Source organism: Pseudolactococcus yaeyamensis (genome assembly GCF_054658615.1).
In genome coordinates this window covers 1-21,710 of sequence record NZ_BAAGGP010000019.1, presented here as the reverse complement: position 1 = coordinate 21,710, position 21,710 = coordinate 1, and the positions used below count along the sequence as shown (strand labels likewise).

At 38.7% G+C, this 21,710-nt stretch carries 16 protein-coding genes; 15 read left to right on the top strand and 1 reads right to left on the bottom strand.

Going from position 1 to position 21,710, the window contains the following annotated elements; all coding sequences use genetic code 11:
- Window position 1 precedes the first annotated feature (1 nt).
- Entirely contained in the window at window positions 2–622 is a 621-nt protein-coding gene (gene thiE / locus ACYQ21_RS05415; RefSeq protein WP_460056108.1) for a thiamine phosphate synthase, read from the top strand.
- 22 nt (window positions 623–644) lie between these two features.
- Here the strand turns inward: thiE and ACYQ21_RS05410 are convergent, their stop codons facing one another.
- Window positions 645–1,310 (bottom strand): hypothetical protein, encoded by a 666-nt coding sequence (locus ACYQ21_RS05410; RefSeq protein ID WP_460056106.1) that lies wholly within the window; start codon window positions 1,308–1,310, stop codon window positions 645–647.
- Between the two features lie 64 nt (window positions 1,311–1,374).
- Between ACYQ21_RS05410 and ACYQ21_RS05405 the strand changes: the two genes are divergently transcribed.
- The 14 genes from ACYQ21_RS05405 to ACYQ21_RS05340 form a co-directional block, all read left to right on the top strand.
- Window positions 1,375–1,998, top strand: coding sequence for a FusB/FusC family EF-G-binding protein (locus ACYQ21_RS05405; RefSeq protein WP_460056103.1), 624 nt, complete (start codon window positions 1,375–1,377; stop codon window positions 1,996–1,998).
- 53 nt (window positions 1,999–2,051) lie between these two features.
- Window positions 2,052–3,524, top strand: a complete 1,473-nt coding sequence (gene cls / locus ACYQ21_RS05400; RefSeq protein WP_460056101.1) for a cardiolipin synthase — start codon at window positions 2,052–2,054, stop codon at window positions 3,522–3,524.
- Window positions 3,525–3,797: 273 nt separating this feature from the next.
- Window positions 3,798–4,784 (top strand): GMP reductase, encoded by a 987-nt coding sequence (gene guaC / locus ACYQ21_RS05395; protein WP_460056099.1) that lies wholly within the window; start codon window positions 3,798–3,800, stop codon window positions 4,782–4,784.
- A 558-nt stretch (window positions 4,785–5,342) separates the two neighbouring features.
- On the top strand, window positions 5,343–7,727 hold the full coding sequence (secA, locus tag ACYQ21_RS05390; protein ID WP_460056097.1) for a preprotein translocase subunit SecA: 2,385 nt from the start codon (window positions 5,343–5,345) through the stop codon (window positions 7,725–7,727).
- Between the two features lie 134 nt (window positions 7,728–7,861).
- Entirely contained in the window at window positions 7,862–9,079 is a 1,218-nt protein-coding gene (locus ACYQ21_RS05385; protein WP_460056094.1) for an accessory Sec system protein translocase subunit SecY2, read from the top strand.
- Between the two features lie 26 nt (window positions 9,080–9,105).
- Window positions 9,106–10,677, top strand: coding sequence for an accessory Sec system protein Asp1 (gene asp1, locus ACYQ21_RS05380; protein ID WP_460056091.1), 1,572 nt, complete (start codon window positions 9,106–9,108; stop codon window positions 10,675–10,677).
- A 1-nt stretch (window position 10,678) separates the two neighbouring features.
- Window positions 10,679–12,301: an accessory Sec system protein Asp2 gene (gene asp2 / locus ACYQ21_RS05375; RefSeq protein ID WP_460056089.1), complete on the top strand. Its 1,623-nt coding sequence runs from the start codon at window positions 10,679–10,681 to the stop codon at window positions 12,299–12,301.
- Window positions 12,302–12,382: 81 nt separating this feature from the next.
- Window positions 12,383–13,264 (top strand): accessory Sec system protein Asp3, encoded by an 882-nt coding sequence (asp3, locus tag ACYQ21_RS05370; protein WP_460056087.1) that lies wholly within the window; start codon window positions 12,383–12,385, stop codon window positions 13,262–13,264.
- 20 nt (window positions 13,265–13,284) lie between these two features.
- The gene (locus tag ACYQ21_RS05365; protein WP_460056084.1) at window positions 13,285–14,679 is read left to right on the top strand and encodes a zinc metalloprotease; all 1,395 of its coding nucleotides are present in this window, start codon (window positions 13,285–13,287) and stop codon (window positions 14,677–14,679) included.
- A complete protein-coding gene (locus ACYQ21_RS05360) occupies window positions 14,652–15,167 on the top strand; it encodes a GW dipeptide domain-containing protein (RefSeq protein ID WP_460056081.1) in 516 nt (171 codons plus the stop codon). Before ACYQ21_RS05365 ends, ACYQ21_RS05360 begins: the two co-directional genes overlap by 28 nt.
- A 122-nt stretch (window positions 15,168–15,289) precedes the next feature.
- Window positions 15,290–16,732 (top strand): glycosyltransferase, encoded by a 1,443-nt coding sequence (locus ACYQ21_RS05355; protein WP_460056079.1) that lies wholly within the window; start codon window positions 15,290–15,292, stop codon window positions 16,730–16,732.
- Window positions 16,722–17,576 carry a hypothetical protein gene (locus ACYQ21_RS05350; protein ID WP_460056076.1) on the top strand — a complete coding sequence of 285 codons (855 nt, stop codon included), beginning with the start codon at window positions 16,722–16,724 and terminating at the stop codon, window positions 17,574–17,576. The genes ACYQ21_RS05355 and ACYQ21_RS05350 overlap by 11 nt, the downstream gene beginning before the upstream one ends.
- Before the next feature lie 24 nt (window positions 17,577–17,600).
- Entirely contained in the window at window positions 17,601–17,777 is a 177-nt protein-coding gene (locus tag ACYQ21_RS05345) for a hypothetical protein (protein WP_460056075.1), read from the top strand.
- Window positions 17,778–18,595: 818 nt separating this feature from the next.
- A partial coding sequence (locus tag ACYQ21_RS05340) for a pectate lyase-like adhesive domain-containing protein (protein WP_460056073.1) occupies window positions 18,596–21,710 on the top strand: 3,115 nt, incomplete at its 3' end.

The window sequence follows — 21,710 nt, the reverse complement described above, 5'->3', positions numbered from 1 at the left end:
CATGATTCAAAGTAACTTAAACTTATATTTAGTGACAGATCGTGGCGATTTAAGTGAGCAAGCCTTTTTGACGCAAATCGAGCAAGCGATTTTAGGTGGCGTCACTTGTGTGCAACTGCGTGAGAAAGAAACGACAAGTCGAAAGTTTTATGCCTTAGCTTTGAAAGTCAAAGCCGTAACGGACAAGTATCATATTCCATTTTTGATTAATGACCGTCTGGATATCGCTTTGGCAGTTGAGGCGAGTGGTGTTCATCTGGGACAGAGTGATTTGCCAGTCGCAGTCGCCAGACAGCTTTTGGGACCGAATAAAGTGATTGGTATTTCTGCTAAGACAGTGGATCAAGCATTGGCTGCTCAAGCAGGTGGTGCGGATTATTTAGGTGTTGGCGCTATGTTTCCAACCACAACAAAAGTCATCACGCAAGAGACAACACGGGAAACCTTGATGGCGATTACTGAGGCGGTTCAGCTACCTGTTGTCGCAATCGGAGGGATTTCAAGGGAGAACTGTCATCAGTTAGTCGGTACGGGAATTGTTGGTGTTGCTGTGGTTTCAGAGATTATGAAGTCTAGCCACCCGAGAAATGTAGCTGCTGAATTAAGTCAGATACCATTTTAAGGTATGAAAAAACACAGATTCCTCACAATCTGTGTTTTAATCTAGGAAAAATAAAGCGGTCAGAATAGTTAATTAGGGTGCCTTGAAACAGGAGCGCAAAGGCTGTACCGATGTTGACTGCGACAACTTGGTGATAAATGAGTCCTAAGATGATAATCAGGAGTGCTGGCACTGAGAAGTTGACCCACTGTGCGAGGTTTGCGTTGCCGTTAAAATACTGGAATCTGAGGATGTTTGTCATTTCGTCAATGGGGTGAAGAATTAAGTTTAGGCGTTGATAGATGGAGATGGCAATGCCAATCATCACGATACCAAGGATATCTAGTGCAATGATAGCTATTAGCGACAAGTTTGAAATCCCGAGACTTAGGAAAAATTGTTTAAAGAGACCGACAAACGGTGCGAAAAAGCTGATGAATATAATATTGCCGAAAATACTTGGCCAGTCAAACCGACGGATTAGGGCGATGTTAATCAGAATTTGGATGGCACCATAAAAGATGAGTACCCAAGAAATCGAGACATTAAAATCCATTGCGATGTTGGCAGCGGATGCGGTCCACATACTAGAGCCCATGTTGGCTGCGACTGTTAGGCCGTTGCCTGTCGCATTAATAAAGAGTGAGAGGGTGAAATAAAAAATCGTCTCTAAACTTGTCGGCTTTCTGAGCCCGTCTTGTGTTGTCATCATAAAGCTATTATACTATACTTGTATCATAAACCGATGATTTAGAATTCAGGAGGCATGAGCCGTGTTACCACACCAATATCTTAGTTTAGCTAAGGTGGTTGACGATTTAATTAACGTTTATCAAAGTGTCAATGATACAGAAACGGTTGCAGCAGTCCAAGCACAAACGATGACAAAAATTGATACGATTTTACCCGAAAAATTTGACGCTTTTCTAGCATTTTCAAATGCTATCTTAAATGAAAAACTAACCAAATTAAAGGCTCAGGCTTATTTTCAAGCGTATTTGAAACCATTAGTTAAACCTTTCAAAACACCTTCAAATAAAGCGGTAGAAAAGGCTTTTCGCAAGGTTAAAAAAATCCACCTCCCCAACTGGGCGAGTTTAGACCTACGAGAAAAGACCTATGTCGCATGGCACGATCCGAGTCAGGGACGAAAATTCATCCTATTTTACGATGAAAATGATAAGCTTCAAGGTACTTTCGGTGAATTTGGTAGCAAGCCTATCAAAGGCTTATGTGCCATTTGTCAAGAAATGACGACAGTCAGCCTATTTCTAGCAACGACTAAATCTGGCGGAGATGGGACTTATACGAAAAAAGGGAATTATATTTGCCTAGATTCAGACGATTGCAACCATCATCTCTATGATATTAGTACCTTATATGCCTTTTTAAAATGAGATGAAATAACTCTCAAGTCCGTTTTTATCAGATATTATGTTAAAATAAGACTATGAATGCTATTTTAGATATGATTTTTCCAAACATCAGTACACATTTTAGTACAATGATGTTCTTTACCAACCTCATTCTCTCCCTAATCATCATTTTTCGGGAAAGAAAAAGCACAGCATCGACTTGGTCTTGGCTGTTTGTCGTGAATTTATTGCCCATTTTTGGTTTCATTTTATATATTTTAATCGGTCGAGGCATTTCTAGCTTTCGGATTTTTGAGTTGAAGTCGCAACCGAGACATGGCTTTGAACGAGAAATTAAGCAGGCGAAAGCAGCTTATACGAAAGACCGTTTTTTAACTAAAATAACAGATAATTATGTCATTGGTCAACTCCTGCACATGTTATTTATTTCAGAAGAATCAATCGTCTCCATGAATACGGATGTACAGCTTTTTACTGATGGCAGAGAAAAATTTAATGCCCTGATTGCTGATATTGAAAAAGCCCAACATCATGTCCATGTCGAATACTATATTTTCCGAATGGATAACTTAGGCAAGGAGTTGCTACAAGCCCTCATCGTAGCGAGAAAGCGTGGCGTAGAAGTTCGGGTGCTGATTGATGCTTGGGGATCAAACGGCACGAAAATGCGGCATTTTAAAGCATTGACAGCTGTAGGTGGCGAAGTCGTTTATTTCTTCCCACTGATTTTGCCGATGATTAATCCGCGGACTAATTATCGCCTGCACCGTAAAATTGTCGTTATTGATGGCAAAATCGGCTATACTGGTGGCTTTAATGTCGGAGATGAATATGTCAGTATCACTAAAAAATTTGGTTACTGGCGTGATAACCATTTACGCATGACAGGCGATGTCGTCTATTCTTTGCAAAATCGTTTTATCATGGACTGGAATAGTCAGCATCAACACGAAATTATGGCATCAGTTCCCTATTTTCCTGAAACTGCTGCCTCGGGTCAGATCACTGCCCAGTTTGTGTCAAGTGGGCCAGACACCAAGCGTGAGCAGATCAAGATGGCCTATCTGAAGATGATTAATGGCGCTGAAGATGAAATCATCATTCAAACACCTTACTATATCCCAGATGATGCCATCCATGAGGCGCTCAAACTTGCCCTATTAAGTGGCGTCAAAGTTAAATTATTGATTCCAAACAAACCCGACCACCCCTTTGTTTATTGGGCGACCTATTATTATAGCGCAAGTCTTGTGCATTACGGTGCAGAAGTTTATACTTATGAAAATGGTTTTGTGCACGCGAAAACGATTATTATTGACGGCAACTTTGCCTCTGTAGGATCTGCTAACTTTGACTATCGTAGCTTTAGCCTAGATTTTGAAGGCAATATGATCATCTACGACCGTGACTTTTCACAACGACTCAGAAATGATTTCTTCGATGATTTGAAAGTGAGTCAACGACTGACTTTAGAACGCTATGAACAACGCTCACTTTTCATTAGATTTAAAGAAGGCATTGCCAGACTCATCGGGCCAATGCTATAAAAACCGAACATTAAAGCAAAATATTTCTCAAAAGACACAAAGACTTTGAAAGACAGATTCAAAGTGTTTTATAATGGGTAATGGAAGTTGTGACGAGCAGAGAAATATATTCGGGCGTGTCAAAAAGTCTTCGTGTCTTGATGATACCCCGAGTACCTTCTGTCACAATAGCGAAGTTTAGCAGATAATCTGCTAAACTTGGTCGGTATCTGCAAATAAACTATTGAATTGATGAAAAATCAAGGCAGTAGACTACTATTTGGAGACTATACTATGAACAATTTACCTGTTTTCGACTATGAAGACATCCAACTTATCCCTAACAAATGTATCATCAACAGCCGAAGCGAAGCTGATACATCAGTCCAACTAGGGCAGCACACTTTTAAAATCCCAGTCGTTCCGGCTAATATGCAGACGATTATCGATGAAGATGTCGCTGAATATCTGGCAAAAAATGGCTATTTCTATGTCATGCACCGTTTTGATGAAGCAGCCCGCATTCCTTTCGTGAAAAAAATGCAGGCACAAGACTTGATTGCCTCGATTTCAGTCGGGGTTAAAGACTATGAATATGCCTTTATTGATGCCTTAAAAGCTGAAAATGCCGTGCCAGAATTTATCACAATCGACATCGCACACGGACATTCAGACAGTGTCATTCGCATGATTCGCCATATCAAAGCAGTGATTCCAGAAACCTTTGTCATTGCAGGCAATGTCGGCACACCTGAAGCCGTTCGTGAGCTTGAAAATGCTGGAGCAGATGCCACAAAGGTTGGCATTGGACCGGGGAAAGTATGCATTACCAAAGTTAAAACTGGTTTTGGGACAGGCGGATGGCAACTAGCAGCCCTACGTTGGTGTGCTAAAGCTGCGCGTAAACCGATTATCGCGGACGGTGGCATTCGGACTCACGGTGACATCGCCAAATCAATTCGTTTTGGCGCAAGTCTTGTCATGATTGGCTCATTATTTGCCGGCCACGAAGAAAGTCCGGGGCAAACCATCACCAAAGATGGTGAACTCTACAAAGAATATTTTGGTTCAGCCTCTGAGTACCAAAAAGGTGAAAAGAAAAATGTCGAAGGCAAGAAAATCCTCGTGCCACATAAAGGTGCCCTTCAAGATACTTTGACTGAGATGCAGCAAGACCTACAAAGCTCGATTTCTTATGCCGGCGGTCGTGATCTCGAAAGCTTGACGAAAGTCGATTATGTCATCGTTAAAAATTCTATTTGGAATGGGGATAGTATTTAAAAATAAAAAAGTATTCTGATTTTTCCAGGATGCTTTTTTATTGTTATTTTGTTTTATAAGTGTAGCTTTAGATATCCAGAAATAACTGAATTTTCCGTATGTGTCACTAATAAAGTGTTTTGTTAAATATAATAAATAGGAAAACATAAAATTGAACGACAAATTATATGAAACTAACGGCACGGTCGTTTCGTGATTTTAATTTTTCTGAAAAATACGCAAAAATCAGTGATTTAAATTTTTAATTAGTATATTTTGCAAGTTATTTTCATAAAAATATTCAAAAAAAGGACAATATTACTGAGTGTATTGTTCGAATATTCAAATAATAACTATTCTTAGATGCTATTCCTTTGGAAAATTTGATATTTTTTTAAAATATTCGGAAAAATACATTTTAAATTGAATTTATGAAACGGCCGTGAACTAACGGACCATTCACTTGTTAAATAACGAAAAAAGTGTTATAATGAATTTGATTTTTCCATATATTAAGTATCTTTTCTTGTGATAGATAAGAGGCTCATAAAACAAAATATGTGATAGGGAGTTAAAAAAGTGAAGGTTAGGAAAATAGGAAATTATAAAAAATACGACAGACTGACGCGAAAGATTAAAAAACTTCTGCCTAGTTATCGAGAAATGTCTGATGAAGTACTTCAAATGCAGACTGAAATTTTCAAGAAACGCCTTGAAAACGGAGAGGAGTTAGAAAAACTCCTACCAGAAGCTTATTGTGTTGTGATTGAAGCAGATAGACGCGTGCTAGGCCTAGAACCCTATGATGTTCAGATTTTAGGTGCAGTGATGCTCTTTTTTGGCAATGTTGCCGAAATGAAAACGGGAGAGGGCAAGACTTTAACAGCAACCATGCCCATGTATCTTAGAGGGCTGGCAGGGGAGGGCAACTTCCTTGTGACGGCAAATGAATACTTGGCTTGTCGTGATGCAGCGGAAGTGGGTAAGGTCTATCGCTGGTTGGGGCTATCAGTAGCGGTAGGTGTCAAGAAAAATGAATACGATCAGGAGATAGATAAGGAAACTGTTTATCGTTCCAACATCGTCTATACGACACATAGTTCGCTTGGTTTCGATTATCTTTTCGATAATTTAGCCGTAGAAAAAGAGAAGCAATATCTGCAAGGCTTTAACTTCGTTATCATTGACGAGTTGGATTCAATTCTTTTGGATGTGGCAACGACGCCTTTGATTGTTTCAGGGGCACCCATGACACAGTCTAATCTCTACAAAATGGTTGATACCTTTATCAAAAGTTTAATTTTTGAAGAGGATTATGATATCAGTGAAGAGACCAGAAGTATTTGGTTTTTAGAAGCAGGCATAACACGTGCAGAGCAGTATTTTGATGTCAATAGCCTGCTCAGTGAAGCGCATAAAGATCTTTACAGACATTTGATGTTGAGCTTAAGAGCTAACTATATTTTAAAAAGCAACAAAGATTATATTATAGAAGAAGACAAAATCATTCTCCTAGATGAGACAACTGGCAGAAAACTTCAAGGCAATAAGTTGCAAGGTGGTCAGCATCAAGCTATCGAAGCTAAAGAAAAAGTTAAAATTACAAACGAAACCAAATCAATGGGCTCTATCACCTATCAAAATCTTTTTAGGAAATTTAAGTTACTCTCAGGCATGACTGGGACTGCTATAACAGATGCACAAGAATTAAAAGATACGTATGGTATTGAGGTCATTTCTCTTCCAACGCATCGACCACTTATCAGAGTGGATCATAAGGAGCAAGTGTATACAACTGAAAAAACGAAACTCCTTGAAACATTAGCATTAGTTGAACGTGCAGTAGAAATCGAGCGACCGGTGTTAATCGCAACGGGTTCTGTCTCTAAGTCACTTCTCTACTCAATGCTGTTATTAAGAAAGCGCTTGCCCCATAGTGTCTTAAATGCTTCGACAACATCTACTGAGCAACAGGTCATTGCAGAGGCTGGAAAAAGAGGGGCAATAACTGTTGCGACAGCTTTAGCTGGACGTGGTACAGATATCAAATTAGATGATTTTAGTCAAAAGAATGGTGGTTTACTCGTAATCGGCACAGAAAACATGTCAAGTGAACGGGTTGATAACCAAATCAGAGGACGGGCTGGACGACAAGGAGAGCCGGGCGAAAGTTACTTTTTTGCCTCTTTAGAAGATAGGTTAGTGATAGAAAATGCACCGAGATGGGCGAAAAAAAATCAAGGCAGTGTTAAGCAGAAAACGAAACACACCCATGATGAGTCGGTAAATGGCGAATTAGGAAAAAGGAAATATCTAAGATTAGTTCAAAAATCTCAAAAAAATAAAAAGAATTCAGATGTTGAAATACGCAGAAGCACCTTGGATTATGATGATATCATGAGTTTAATTCGAGAACGTTTTTATGCGACAAGAAACAGGGTGCTAGAAGCAGAAACAGATTATTTTGATGACATTATTGAGAAAAGCTTTAAGCAAATGATAAGTCTTTTTGTTACTCGAAAACAAAATCTGAACCAACACCGTATTTCAGAATTTATCTTGAATAATATAGACTTTTCTTATGATAGAGGAGAGCTAGAAAACAAACAGTCCTCCAATCGAAAAGTAGTTGGTGACTTACTTGCTGATAAAATTTCTCAATGTGTCAAAAGGTTAGAAAACCAGCTATCTGATCCAATTCAGCTGGACTATTATAAGCGCGTGATTATTTTAAAATCAGTGGATACTATCTGGATAGATTTGTCGGATGGTCTTAATCAGCTAAAATCAGTTGTACAGAATAGGAATTGGGGGCAACATCAGCCACTCTATGAATTTCAAAAAGAGGCCAATAGGTATTTTACAGAAAGTATTGATAGACTTTGGTTAGAGATAACACGGAATTTATTGTTATCAGAAGTGTTTGTAAATCCGGATGGTTCAGCAGATATTGAATTTCCTTGATTTCGGCGTGATGGGCTACGCTGATCAATCAAACCAGTTTTTCTGACCCTCTGATGACCTAAAACGAGTCGACTTGTCAGGTTTTGACAGTCATTCACTTCGATAGCCTATACAGAAGGATAATAGAACATAAAATGAAAGAAAATTATAACGTTATTAAAAGGTGTCTATGGACGGTTTTAATTGTCATGGTTGTACAAATTGGCGGAAAATTTCAGCTCCCCTCGACTACTTCAATCAGCGAAAACGCTTTAGGGGTTATGAAGATTTTTGCCAGTATTTCTGCCGGTAACGGTACAAAATTAGCACTTTTCTCACTAGGACTTGGTCCTTATATGACGATGCTTATTCTTTGGAATACGATTTCAATGCTGGATATTGATGTTATCAATAGTCTATCTGAAAAACAAGTTGGTATCATCCAAAGGCTAGTAACGCTCGTGTTCAGTGTCTTTCAAGGCTTCATTGCTGTTTTGCATTTTGAAGAGGGGATTTTTTATGGCGACTTTCCCAAGTTCTCAAGAAATGAGGTGAACTTAGCTTTTGTTCTGATTCTTGTGTCAGGTGCTATGATTGTGACTTTTCTTGCAGAAATGAATAAGAAAATGGGCGTGGGAAAACAGATGGTTCTCATTTTACCGGGGTTGTTGACTAATATCCCGACCATGTTAGTTTCTGGGCAGGTGGGAGCAGGGCGTGAGTTATTTACAAATTCTCGTGTGCTCATCATGCTTGTCATCTTGACAGTCATATTCATCTATCTCTTGGTATTTCTCTACAAAGGAGAATATAGAATCAAAGTTCAACGAACGGCGATGGATGTTATTTTTGAAAACTCGTATATCCCGATAAAAGTCTTATCAGCAGGTGCTCTCCCGTTTATGTTCGGGATTACGCTATTTTCTCTCCCCATGCTTTTGGTGCAAGTTCCTATCTTCCAAAGGACGACTTTCATCTATATCGTAATTGATATGTTTTCCTATACGACACTGCCCGGTGTTCTCATCTATGGTTTGATTCTTTGCCTACTGGGCTATGGTTTCAGTTACGTCAATGTCAGAGCCCACGATATCGCAAAATCTTTAAGAAATTCGGGAGATTATATCTTAGAGGTGATACCGGGTGAAGAAACAGAAAAATACATCAAGAAAAAACTGAATGGGATGATTGTTGTGAACAATGTGTTCATGCTACTCATATCAATCATTCCAATGTTGATTGGCTTAAAAATTCCCGGTGTGACCAATTTAGCGTTTTATTTTGCTAGTATTTACATGGTTGTGACTATGCTAGTCGCCTTACACGAAGAAGTGAAATTTATGCTTGCTAAAAGTCATTACAAAGTATTTTGAAGTTCTGATAGAAAATGGAGATATCCTTGTTATATTTAATATCAAATTGGCATGAAAAGAGTGTCTTAGAAGAAGATAAAATCTATACTTTATCAAATTTCTTTTCTGAAGAAGCTTTTGATAATCAAGTCGTGTTACTAAACTATATCCCTTTTTTACGTTATAAATTAAATGAGAGTGGCAGTGGTTTGACATCTGTCATTAGTGTATTTGATATTTGTCAAAACATTAAAACGACGGTTGGTTTTCCTCTAGGAGTTGAAGATTTAGCTATTCCTAAGGAGATTGATAAAATTTATTTGTCAGACAGAACACTCTTAGTGAAGGATGATAAAGTTATTGGCAGAGTGTCTTATAATGACTATGGCTTTATTTCTAGCGTTAGACATCTAAAAGATAATGGCGCATTCACTGAAGATATTTATGACGATAGAGGCTTTGTTTCTGCGAGATACCACGGTGAAGAGAAGGAAGATGAAGAAGAAGGTGTCTATGAAGATGTCTATACAATAGAGTATTTTAATGAATTAGGTGACCACACGCTAACGCTGATTGGGGGCAAGGTTTTTGTAGGAAGAGCGCATCACCCTTATCTGAAAAAAAGACAATACGGCTCACTAGATGAAGCTATAAATGATGTCGTGAAGCAGCTGATAGGCGAAGCAGCGGCTGCAAATCCAGCATCACGACTATCCATTATCACGACAACTGACCCAGAAGTACGCCAAAAAACAAAAGAGTTATCTCATGCTGGGCAAATCATTCGGATTATGACTGATGACTCAGTTGCAGATATGGGAGAAGAAGCAAGGCTAGTGACTGATACGAAAGTCCATGGCACTTTGGCTGATGATCAGAGTGGGATTAGCTATATGCCTATCTTTCTCCCTAAGCTTAATCTAGGTGCCAGTGATTCGGTGCCGCTAAAGACGATTTACTTGAAACTGCCATCCTTTAAGGCAGAGGAAAAAATCATGCGTTCAATTCTGGAAAAAGTCATCAAAGATGAGACACTCTCTCTGATTTGTGAGATGGATAGCCATGAGAGTATAAGTCAGGCGACAAATCTGCAAACAAGGCTAATCGAACAGCATTTTGAAATTGAGACGCATTCTGATACCTATGAAGCTGTTGAAACCTACATCATGGCTAAGAGAGAGGACAAACTCTTTAAGCAACAGTCTGATGCGGTGAAAGAAATTCAAAAATCAGACGCATGGGCCAACTATGTCGGCGCTGTTGATGCGAATAGCAGAATAAGCTATCTCTCACAACTTAATTTGTACGAGGTTGAGGAGATATTTGGTAAAGCTAGACTTTATATAGACTTCGAAGCACAGTATCATATGTTACGTCATACCAAGGCTGTGAGTGCGGGTGTACCAATCATCTCGACACATACCAGTGATTTTATCATTGAGGGGAAAAATGGCGTTGTTCTGACGACTGACGAAAAAGAAAAGGAAGTAAATGAAGCAATTGACTACTTTATTTACCATTTGAAAAATTGGAATCAAGCTTTGGTTTGTGCGATAGATATTATTGAAGCCTATGAACCAGACCGTATGATGGAGAAATGGCAGGAGGTAATCAGATAGTATGGCGAAAAAAAAGAGAAAAAATACGATTATTCAAATTGGCGGCAAAGCCTTGGATTTACCGCAGGATGTATTAGCTAAATTTAACTATGTCAAGCTACAGGGAAATTATGACTTTATCGCAGATAATGAACAGCTAGCGATTTTTACAGGAGGGGTATTTAATCCGAAACAAAACCGCAATCTCTATGTTCTAGGTCGAGATGCAGTCCTTCTGCAAAGATTTCCAAGGCTACTGGAGCAACTACCAGCTTACCAAGTGTTTTTTGATACTGATGCTCAGATTGATGCTGGTCAAAGAACGGTTCTGGACAAGAGATTTGCGATTCCTGTTGCGTTAGAAGATGCGACTAGTCTGCGACAGATAGCGGATAGATTTTTGGATTATACGATTTCAACGAATGGCTACAAATTAAATACCAAGTTCTTACAAGTCAGAGAAAGCTTCAAAGGGACTTCTGTCAAGAAAGGGAATTTTTCTTTGGAAATGTCGGGAGATTTTGGACAGGAGATGCAGCAAATTCTTTCTTGGAAAAGTGATTTTAAACCGATAGCTGCTAAGACTTCTCTTGTCTTTTATCCTGAAATCATGGTTAGCTCAGGTGATATTGAACTTGAGATTAAAATCTTCTTACACGATCCCTATACAGAGACAATCACGGCTATATTTCGGGGCTCTCCCCAAGTGTTTAGAAGTCAAGAAAAAGTGATTTATAACCATTTAAACACCTCACAAGCTGTTGGTATTGCTCTCTATGCCAAAGGTGGAGAAGGGAAGATTGAGATTGGACAAGTTCATTTTAGAGAACATCTTTCAGATAATAGTATCCTAATCCCCGGCGGCAAGCAGTTGATTGACACGACAGTTCGACATGAAGAAATTCTTTACTATTTCCACCCGGGAGATTTAAAGCCTCCTTTATCAGTTCTATTTAGCACACATAGAATAAAGGAGGGATTTGATGGTAGAGGTATGATGGGAAAAAAAGAGTCACCTTTTCTTCTGATTTCAGATCCTCGACTGTTAGGCGGTAATTTATATCTTGGCAGTAATGTACTAGAGGAAAAAGTAGTAGCGCTCATTAAAGATAAGTTAGCATGGTTAGGCTTTACCAACAAAGAGCTAATTTTATCAGGTATTTCGATGGGGGCGTTTGCCTCCCTCTATTATGCAGCTGACTTAAAGCCTGCCGCTGTCATTTTAGGGAAATTACTAACAAGTCTTGGTAGTAGTGCTATGGCTGAACCGATAAGGGGGCATGATGAGTTTGGAACATCGGCTGATATGCTTCTACATTTCGGAGATAAATCAGGCAATAGCATTGCGGAGCAGGCGAAACAATTAGATAGAAAATTTTGGGATAAATTTGAGGATGCCGATTTTAATGCTACGATTTTTGCTATCTGCTATATGAAGAATGATGAATATAATGATAATGTCTTTTCGAGACTTGTAGAAAGTTTAAGAACGCATTCTCCGAAGGCAAGCATTATATATAAAGGTTATGTCGGTCGGCATAATGACAATACTGGTGGGACAGTAACGTGGGTGGATAAGCAATATAGAAATATACTATCTAAACAATTTGGTCGAAAAATAGTCTATAAACCTTATAATGGATGACTTCAAAACTGAGTTTGCTTTGAATCGTATCTTGATTACGATTTTAAGGTAAGTATCTCAATAGCTTAACAAGGAGAGATTTTGCGTAATATTTCAATCATAAAATGGGGGAGTAACAGATACAATGACAGCTACTGGTATGGTTCAGTGCTCAGTATAGATGATGTGCGTGCACATTTTTCATCTCCCTTGATGCCTATTGGAGGTAGTATAAAAACTTGGCACTCATTTAACGCTTATTCACGGAGTCGTGCCTCCCCCATGTTGCCACTCTTGGTCAGAAATAACTCTTACAGTGTGTCACTATTTCTTGAAGAAAATGATGCGAATCATTTTCAAGTCACTGTAGCATTTTATGATAAATTCAAACATGAAATTGGAACGGAATACTTTGATGATTTGCGTTTCAGCTTCACTTATCCACCGGATGCTGTCAACTATGAGATTAATCTGATTAATAAAAAACATGACAGTCTCATATTTTATTTTATGCTCATCACGGAGGTTTCACGTGACGAAGAAAGCAGATATGAGATGTCACGAAATCAAGCCTTTTCTGTTTTGAAATCAAAACAGAAAAGGTCGTCTCAGACAGAAGATGCTTTAGAAATCGCGATTCATTACCTCGTCAGAGAAACTTCGATTTTATCGCTGTCAGATGCTTATCCAGATACTTTGCAATTTTTTGTGACGAAAGAAGAGAAAAGCTTTCTAGAGGTTTCGGTTGCGCTTATCCAGATGATAAAAAAAACAGACGGGGGAATTTCACTAGTGCAAGGGATCAATTTTGCGCAACTTCCTAACTTTTATCATCTTTTGCCTAGTATTTTGAGGACTTTATTGCCCGATAATCAGTTGACAACGACCCTAGTAAGGGATGATGAAGTGCAAAGTGAAAGAGAGGTGCGGAAATATGTTTCAGTCATCAGTCAAATGTTAAACAGAGAAACAACGAAAATATAAGATAAGAATAAGAGGGAAATATGAAAATTAAAAATTGTTTTTTACTGTCAGCAATGCTTCTTTTAGGTATCACAGGTATCGCCACTCGTGTTGAAGCAAAAATTGTGTCGACTTCAAGTGTTCCAGTGATTGAGCAATATGATTCAGGTGGTTCATTTTATAGCGGAGTCATGACCATTAATGAGTACGGTCAAATCATTTATAATTCAGATACGATTGATGAGAAATATCAGAAATTAATCATTGATGCTGCTGACTCATGGAACAAAGCGCTAGATAGAAAAGTTTTTGTGACTTACAAAGAAATTGGCGCAAAGGCAGATATTGGCGATAGAGCCGTGGATAAGATTGATTTGGAAATTGTTGCGGGGAATGCTAATGTAGTAGGTTTTGAGCCCGGGGCTGTTGCTTGGCGAGGGTTTGGTGAATTTAAGGAAATTTTGACATTTGATCGTATGTATCTAGACGATGCGTGTCTAGTTGAGGGGAGTTCCGCCTATGCTTCAGCGGTATCTGGTATTCGACACGAAATGGGACACGCGCTTGGCTTAGGACATGATTATGGTGTGGTCATGTTTTCAAATGATGACCCCAATAGTAGAGATGCTTATAATGCTTGTATGGCGGAGCTTAATCAGGGAATCTTACCAACTATCCCCGATTTTAACATTCTTGCTGTCAAAAATATCTTAAATAACTTATCTAGTATTTACTACAATTCTGGCTATGCCAATATTCCTTCGAAAGTGATTGCAAGTGCCAGACTTGGCGAAGCCAATAATGCCGTCATCGGTGCTACTTTCTTCACCAAGACAGTAGGTTTTGATAGAACAGCAACCGCCCCTATACAAGCGATTAATTTGTCAACCAATCAATCTGTTGCCGCCCATACTCTAACCGCTGCTAATACTTTTGATTCAACGACTCAAGTGACAACCTTAAACGGCACTGAGTATTATGTGGTTACCAATGCTGCTAAGACTAGTCATTATGCCATTAAAGTATCCGATACAGCACCGGGCACTGAATTTGATTTTAAAGGAAACTATCTGAACTCGAAAACTGTCGTTTCTACGACAGCGATTATTAATAGAAATTATGATGCCTATAAAGTTAATGATAATGGCTTATTTCCTACGAAAATTTCGACTACCACGACACAGCGTCTAAATGTTGTGGGTCAATCAGTACCTGTAAAGTCGGTTTATACCTCAACGAAAGGAAATGATTACTATCTGGTTGAGATTAATGGTGATGGTTACATCATCAATGCCGTGGCCTTCTTTTTAACAGGCGATGCTGGAAGCAATCCAGTTGTCAAGATAGATTTTACAGATAATTTTTTAAATAGTAAAAAAGATGTTGCAACAACTGCCATAATCAATAAGTGTACACAATTGATGAAAAGTTGGTAGATGCAAACGGCAAATCGACGGCAGTTTTTATTTCAACAACATCATCAATGAATTTAATCGGTCAACCTGTTGAGATTATTGCCGTTTATACGTCAACAAAAGGTAATAACTATTATCGCATCGTTGTTGAGGAGAGAGAATACCTCGTCAATGCCGCAGCCTTCTTTTTAACAGGGGATGCTGGGAACAATCCAGTTGTCGAGATAGGTTTTGCAGGTAATTTTTTGAGTAGTAAAAAAGATGTTGCAACAACTGCCATAATCAATAAGTCCTATGATATGTACACAATTGATGAAAAGTTGGTAGATGCAAACGGAAAAACGAAAGCAGCTTTTATTTCAACGACATCATCAATGGATTTAATTGGTCAAACAGTTGATGTCATTGCCGTTTATACCTCAACAACAGGTTATAACTATTACCGCATCGCTGTCAATGGTAAAGAATACATCATCAGCGCCGCCGCTTTTGAGCAAACAATCAATTAGGCTACCTTTAGAAACGGTTTTGGCTGGATTTAGAGCTGGCTTAAAGTCTCAAATAAATCTGAAAGAAAGGCTTTATGTTGTCGGGAGTTCCCGCTGATATAAACATAAGAAGGAATAGAAAAGTGAATTTTTTCATCAACAAAGCAATGGGCGTGGGCAATTCAGGTGTTGAGCATGCTCAGTTTTATCGGGCTAAATTATTTGATAGTGTCAACATCCCCTACCGATATATTTTCACAGCACTTGTCAAGGAGCTCTCAGAAGCGATGGCACAATGGCAACTTAGACCAGAACAAGTCATCAATATTTGGGAATTTTTCACCTTTGGAGAAGGTGTTGCCAAAACAGGAATGGCCAAAAAAAATGACCGTGTCGATAAAATCATCAAGGATAAAACAAATACCTATCGGATTGTTGAAACCCTGACATCGACTGGTCTACTGATTCGAGAACATATTGAGAAATCGCCTAATCCTAAAACCAAAAGTCTGCTTGTTGCGAAGTATAAGACTGAGATTTTTGATGCGGAAACAGGCAAACGTAAAATCATGTTTAATGACTATACGCATCCTAAGCGGGGAAGATTTCTTGAGAATATTCACGTCTATGATTTTGAAGGAGAAGACTTATTTTTCAGAAATGAAGTGCTTTTTCAACGCTATTTCTTTGAATGTTTAGATCGGATTTTTGCTGAAAAAAATACTTTTATCATCGATAGAGGTGAAGAGTCAGAAGTCGCCTTGTTTGGGCATCGATTTTTAGACTGTCACCTTGTGGAAATTATTCATGCGGATCATTTGGCGGATCGAGTAGAGGCGACAGCACCGGCATGGAATAATCACTATGAATATCTCTTGACACACATGTCTGAAGTTGACAGAGTGATTGTGGCAACTGAGTTACAACGTGAAGACTTTCTAATAGATTTTCCGGATATACCTGAAAAAATTGTAACCATTCCAGTAGGGGGGATTGATGATAAACAAGAGCAAGTCATTGATATGTCAGACTTTAAAAAAGCACCGACGAGATTTATGACAGCTTCACGTTTGGCGAGTGAAAAACATATTGATTTGATGATTCAAGCCTTCGCTACGCTTCACGAAGATTATCCTGAGATAATCTTTGATATCTATGGTCAAGGAGGAGAAGATGGCAAATTACGGGAAAAGATTACGGAGTTAGAGGCAGGCGACTATATCCAGCTTAAAGGTCATTCCAATAACTTAGAAGCAGTCTACAAAACATATGATGTCTTTGTTTCGGCTTCTTATTCTGAAGGATTTGGCTTAACCTATATCGAAGCGCTAAATGCTGGTCTTCCTATCGTCACCTTTAAGGCGCGGTTTGGTGCGATGGAATTGGTTAAAGATGGTGTAAATGGCTACATTAAAGACTTTGTTAGAGACGATGAAAAATTCAATACCGTTCAACTTGTTTCAGGCATGCTTCAGCTATTAGAGAGTGATTATCCTAAATTGAAGGCGGCTACTATCGCATCAGTTGAACAGTTTCAAGATCATATCATTGCTGAGAAATGGAGAAAAATGTTAGATGAATTATGAATTATTAACAATGATAGGCATAGGAACAGAGGCTTGGAAAGGCGCAAAACAAAGGATTAATGAAAAAGGAGGGCAAGTTTTGACTATTTTTCCGAGTCAAGACTTCGCCAAAACCATAAAAGATGAGGGAGTTGAAGGGATTAATGTCTTTGATCATGTTATCAAACGCACTTATGACTTGACACGATTCATGTTTTTCAATCAAGCGCCTGTGCCTGCACGTTCTGAAATTTTTATGAATACAGATTTTTCAATCTCAATCATCCATGAAGGGGATGAAATCGCAGTCATGGAACGCTTTCCAAATACTAGACGCTATGTTAAGAATATTCAATATCTGCATAGTAATGGTGAGAAAGACTTTGTCGAAGAATATACGATTGACGGGCAATTGTTCAGCGAAATTTTCTATTTCAATAATAAACCACAAGAAATTCATTTCTATAATGAAAAACGTATCCCTGTTATCAGTTACTATTTTTATGAAGAACAGTTGCTATATCTGACCTTAAATGATGAAACGACAGGTGAGCTAATCACAGAATACACTTCTTTAGACCAGTTCATCTCAGAGCAAGTTTCAAAGCTAGTGACACCAGAAGATACGGTGACTGTCTCTTACATGGGCATGGAAATGACAGCATTAGCCAAAACAAAATCTCACAATATTCTGCACCTCATCCAATCACCATTTGACGAAAAAGGTGAGGTGAGAGGGACTTTGTTACATATTTTAAATGATACTGTGTCTTATATACATGAGGTTGAGATGTCTCTTGAAGATAAGCAAGCCCTAATCGAAAAAGGTATTGCTGTTAGCAAAGTGACAGTTGTTGAAAACTAATGTGTGTTTAAAGGAGGAAGTCATATGTCTGATAAACAAACGCAATTGGATGTCTTAATTGAAGAAATGTTTGAAAATGAAAGTGCTAAAGTGACTGATGTTGAAAAAAAGGAATTTGGACACGGCAAAGTCATCATAATCGTGATTGCTGTGATGATGTCGGTCGTTGTCCTGCTCTCTTTTCTGTATAAAATTTTATAAAAGAAAAGCCTGCAAATGCATAGCAGGCAATCAAGACTAAATAAAAGACTCTAAAATGAGGTTGGGACAAAAGTCCTCTAAAAAGTAGGCTATGAACGATTTCCGTGTTAATCGAAAACGTTCATAGCTTATTTTTGTGTGAATTTGGTATTCTTTTGACAAAACAATACGAAATTAGCAAGAAAAGTGCTTATTTTGTGTGAATTTGGTATTCTTTTGTCAAAACAATACGAAATTAGCAAGAAAAGCGCTGCTACCATTGAAAAAATCAAGAACCTGTGAAAAGTCGAAAATTAGTATCATTTAGTCTATTCATTTTTGAAGACTTTTGTCCCAGCCTCATTTTTTTTGAAACAAAGCGCATTTTGTCGTTTTAACCACAATAAGAGCAAGTCTTTTTTTATCACTCAAAGTCATCGCCTATTTTAAATTAATAAAAAAACACAGTATTTAGTTGTTTTTGTTATTTTATTTAAATATATTTCGACTATAATAGTTATTTTATTTGAAATTGGCGACTAAAAATGTTATAATAAAGGCGTTAGGCGTTAGGCGTTAGGCGTTAGGCGTTAGGCGTTAGGTTATTTTGTTCAAATTTTACTACAAAAAAATTGCAATATGAAAACGCTATATATAAAAATATTTATTTTAAAGAAGGTATAAATTAATATGTTATTAAAAATCATAATAGTGGGAGTGGTAGAAGTTTGGTCACCAACCTTAGAACTTCTGGCGCAATCACTTGACTCAAGAGCACCCCCTTTATAGGATAGTTGAAAATCGCTAATTATTCATAAATGTAAAGGAAAATTTTGAATTTGAACAAAAAGAATAAGAAAAAACTGATAACTTCAGAACCTAAAGTTCGTTATCGGATGTATAAAAGTAAAAAACGTTGGTTGTATGCGGCGATGTCTACAGTCAGCGTGATTGGTGGCGGTGGTGCCATCGCAGGCATGGCGACAGTAGCTGAAAATGAAACCGTTTCAGCAAACGAAACCAGTGCGACCATTCCAGCCACTCGAGCGCTCGCATCGCCAAGGATTGGGTCGCTTAATCCTGTTGGAATTGACCCAGACAGTAAACGGACTGACTTTGAAGATGCTATCTATCATCCAGATAACAATAACTCAGCGACATCTGTTACCGTCAAAATACCAGATGAAGTGACAAATGACGCGACACTGAAAGCGGATGCCATTGCCAATAACACGATTGCCAGACCTAAAACTCAAGCTGAGTTCTTAAATGCTTGGAAAGATGGCAATGTCACGTATATTGAGGTTGAGGCGGATATCCCAACCGCATCGATAAAATCGGCTGCGCGTCCAAATGGTGCAGCTCCCCTTGTCGTTCAAGGGAGTGGTTATACAGTTGATTTAGGTGGTACGAACTTGAAATTAGATGCCATCACATCAGAAACTAGTGTTACCTTCAATAACATCAACTTTAAAGAAGATATTGAGGGAACTGCTACAATGGATACCTCATCCTTCCTTGCGACATCTGGTGGCACTGGCACGAAGTTGACGGTCAATATACATGATGTGAGTTTGTCAAGAAGTAACGCTTCTTCGGCAACTAAAGGCCCAATCCACGGTGTCTATGGAACTGGTGCTAGAGTTGTCTTTTCTGGTAATAATACCTTTGACATGGCAGGTGGGATTGTCAGAAGTGTTGGGAGTGTTGAAATTGCCAATAACGCCAGTGTCACGCTCAAACGAAATGCGACCGATGTCTTCACATCAGCGTTTCGATTTGCAGCCTTACCATCAGGCAGTGTCAGCAAATTTAGTGGCCTACGGATGGGGAATGGCAGCACTTTAGATATAGAACAGTTTAGTACTAGTGGCAAAGCACCAGAGGCTTCGTCAGTAGATGGTAATTATAATGAAGTAACGACAGGTGATGATGTTACTTGGCGACAAAATAATTTTGGCTATTTCATTCAAAGTACTCAAAATACTGGGAATTGGACTTTTGGTCAAAAGAATATCATCTCTATCCTCAAAATACTCAATGGTAACTCTTTAACGCTTGCCTATAGTAAGTCCGTTGTCTTTAATGCAGGCACGACTTTAAATTTCAAGCAGATGTTGGCGAATTCCTACTCTCCCATTCAAACTACGGGAGGTACGGTTAGATTTATTTCGCCAAAGAGTCTGTCCTTTGAGATTTTAGCACCTAATGGCAATAGTAAAGAGGGTAAAGTCTTTTATACTGTTGATAGTATGGGTGGAAAATTATTCTTCACAAATTCCACTATCCAAGGTTGGACAGGTGCTAAAACTTCATCTAGTTCAGCAAGTTTTACCAATACTTTTAAAACATTAGAAGTAAGAGAAAATGGTAGTAGGATTGATGGTTCTAATAGAACAGATGCCAACGTCTTTGGCAACACAACACGTGAATTTAGGATAGACGGTACAGGTGTTGGTGAAGTCAAGATTAACTATATTGACCAAAATGGTAACACAGTAGGGACAACAGATTATCCGTTGACTGATGGCACAAACTTCGTCGGTCAGAGTTTCAAGCTTGCGACCAAAGAATTTGCCATTGACAAGATGCCAGCAGGTTATAAATGGGCGATTGATGAGCAAGTTTATGCAGGGGCAAAAACTGGTGATGACGGACAACCGGATGGCGATAGTACCAATACTGCCGATAATGGTGATAAGTTCGGTCAAGCAAACTATGCGATTGTGCCGACGAAAGGTGAGACATATACCTATAACATCTATGTGCATGGTGAAGCGAATCCAAATATCAGTTATACTTATGTTGATGCTTTGACTGGGTTGCCAGTTGCAACGGATAAAACGACTGTTGGTAGTGAGGCGGTGAGAACGACTAACGTGCCAGCTCATATTGGGAATACGATTGATTGGACGAGTGATTTTTATAAACTCACAAATGTCCCAACGGGCTACCAATATATTCCAGATGGTGATCCGATTTTAGCAGCGGGGATGACACAACCAACGCAGACTGCTGTGACAGATGCGACGACGGCTGAAAGTGTCACGCTTTATGTTTACAGTCCGACTGGTTCAACATCTATGAGTGAATCGTTATCGTTAAGCGTATCGTTGTCCTTGAGTGAATCGTTGTCCTTGAGTGAATCATTGTCCTTGAGTGAATCATTGTCCTTGAGTGAATCATTGTCCTTGAGCGAATCGTTGTCCTTGAGTGAATCACTATCGTTGAGCGAATCGTTGTCGTTGAGTGAATCTCTATCATTGAGCGAGTCACTGTCACTGAGCGAGTCTCTCTCATTGAGTCAGTCCTTGTCCTTGAGCGAATCTCTTTCCGCAAGCGAGTCTCTTTCAATTAGTGTTTCGGAAAGTGAATCGAAATCGTTAAGCGAGTCACTGTCATTGAGCGAATCACTTTCACTAAGTGAATCATTATCGCTGAGCGAGTCACTATCGTTAAGCGAATCGTTGTCATTGAGCGAGTCATTGTCCTTGAGTGAATCGTTGTCATTGAGTGAATCACTTTCACTAAGTGAATCACTTTCACTAAGTGAATCATTATCGTTAAGCGAATCACTTTCATTGAGTGAATCACTGTCCTTGAGTGAATCACTGTCCTTGAGTGAATCATTATCGTTAAGTGAGTCATTATCGTTAAGTGAGTCATTATCGTTGAGTGAGTCTCTATCCTTGAGCGAATCATTATCGTTGAGCGAATCACTTTCATTGAGTGAATCATTATCGTTAAGCGAATCATTATCGTTGAGTGAATCATTATCGTTGAGTGAGTCATTATCTTTGAGTGAATCACTATCGTTAAGCGAATCGCTTTCATTGAGTGAGTCATTGTCATTGAGTGAATCATTATCGTTGAGTGAATCATTATCGTTGAGTGAATCATTATCGTTGAGTGAGTCATTATCTTTGAGTGAATCACTATCGTTAAGCGAATCAC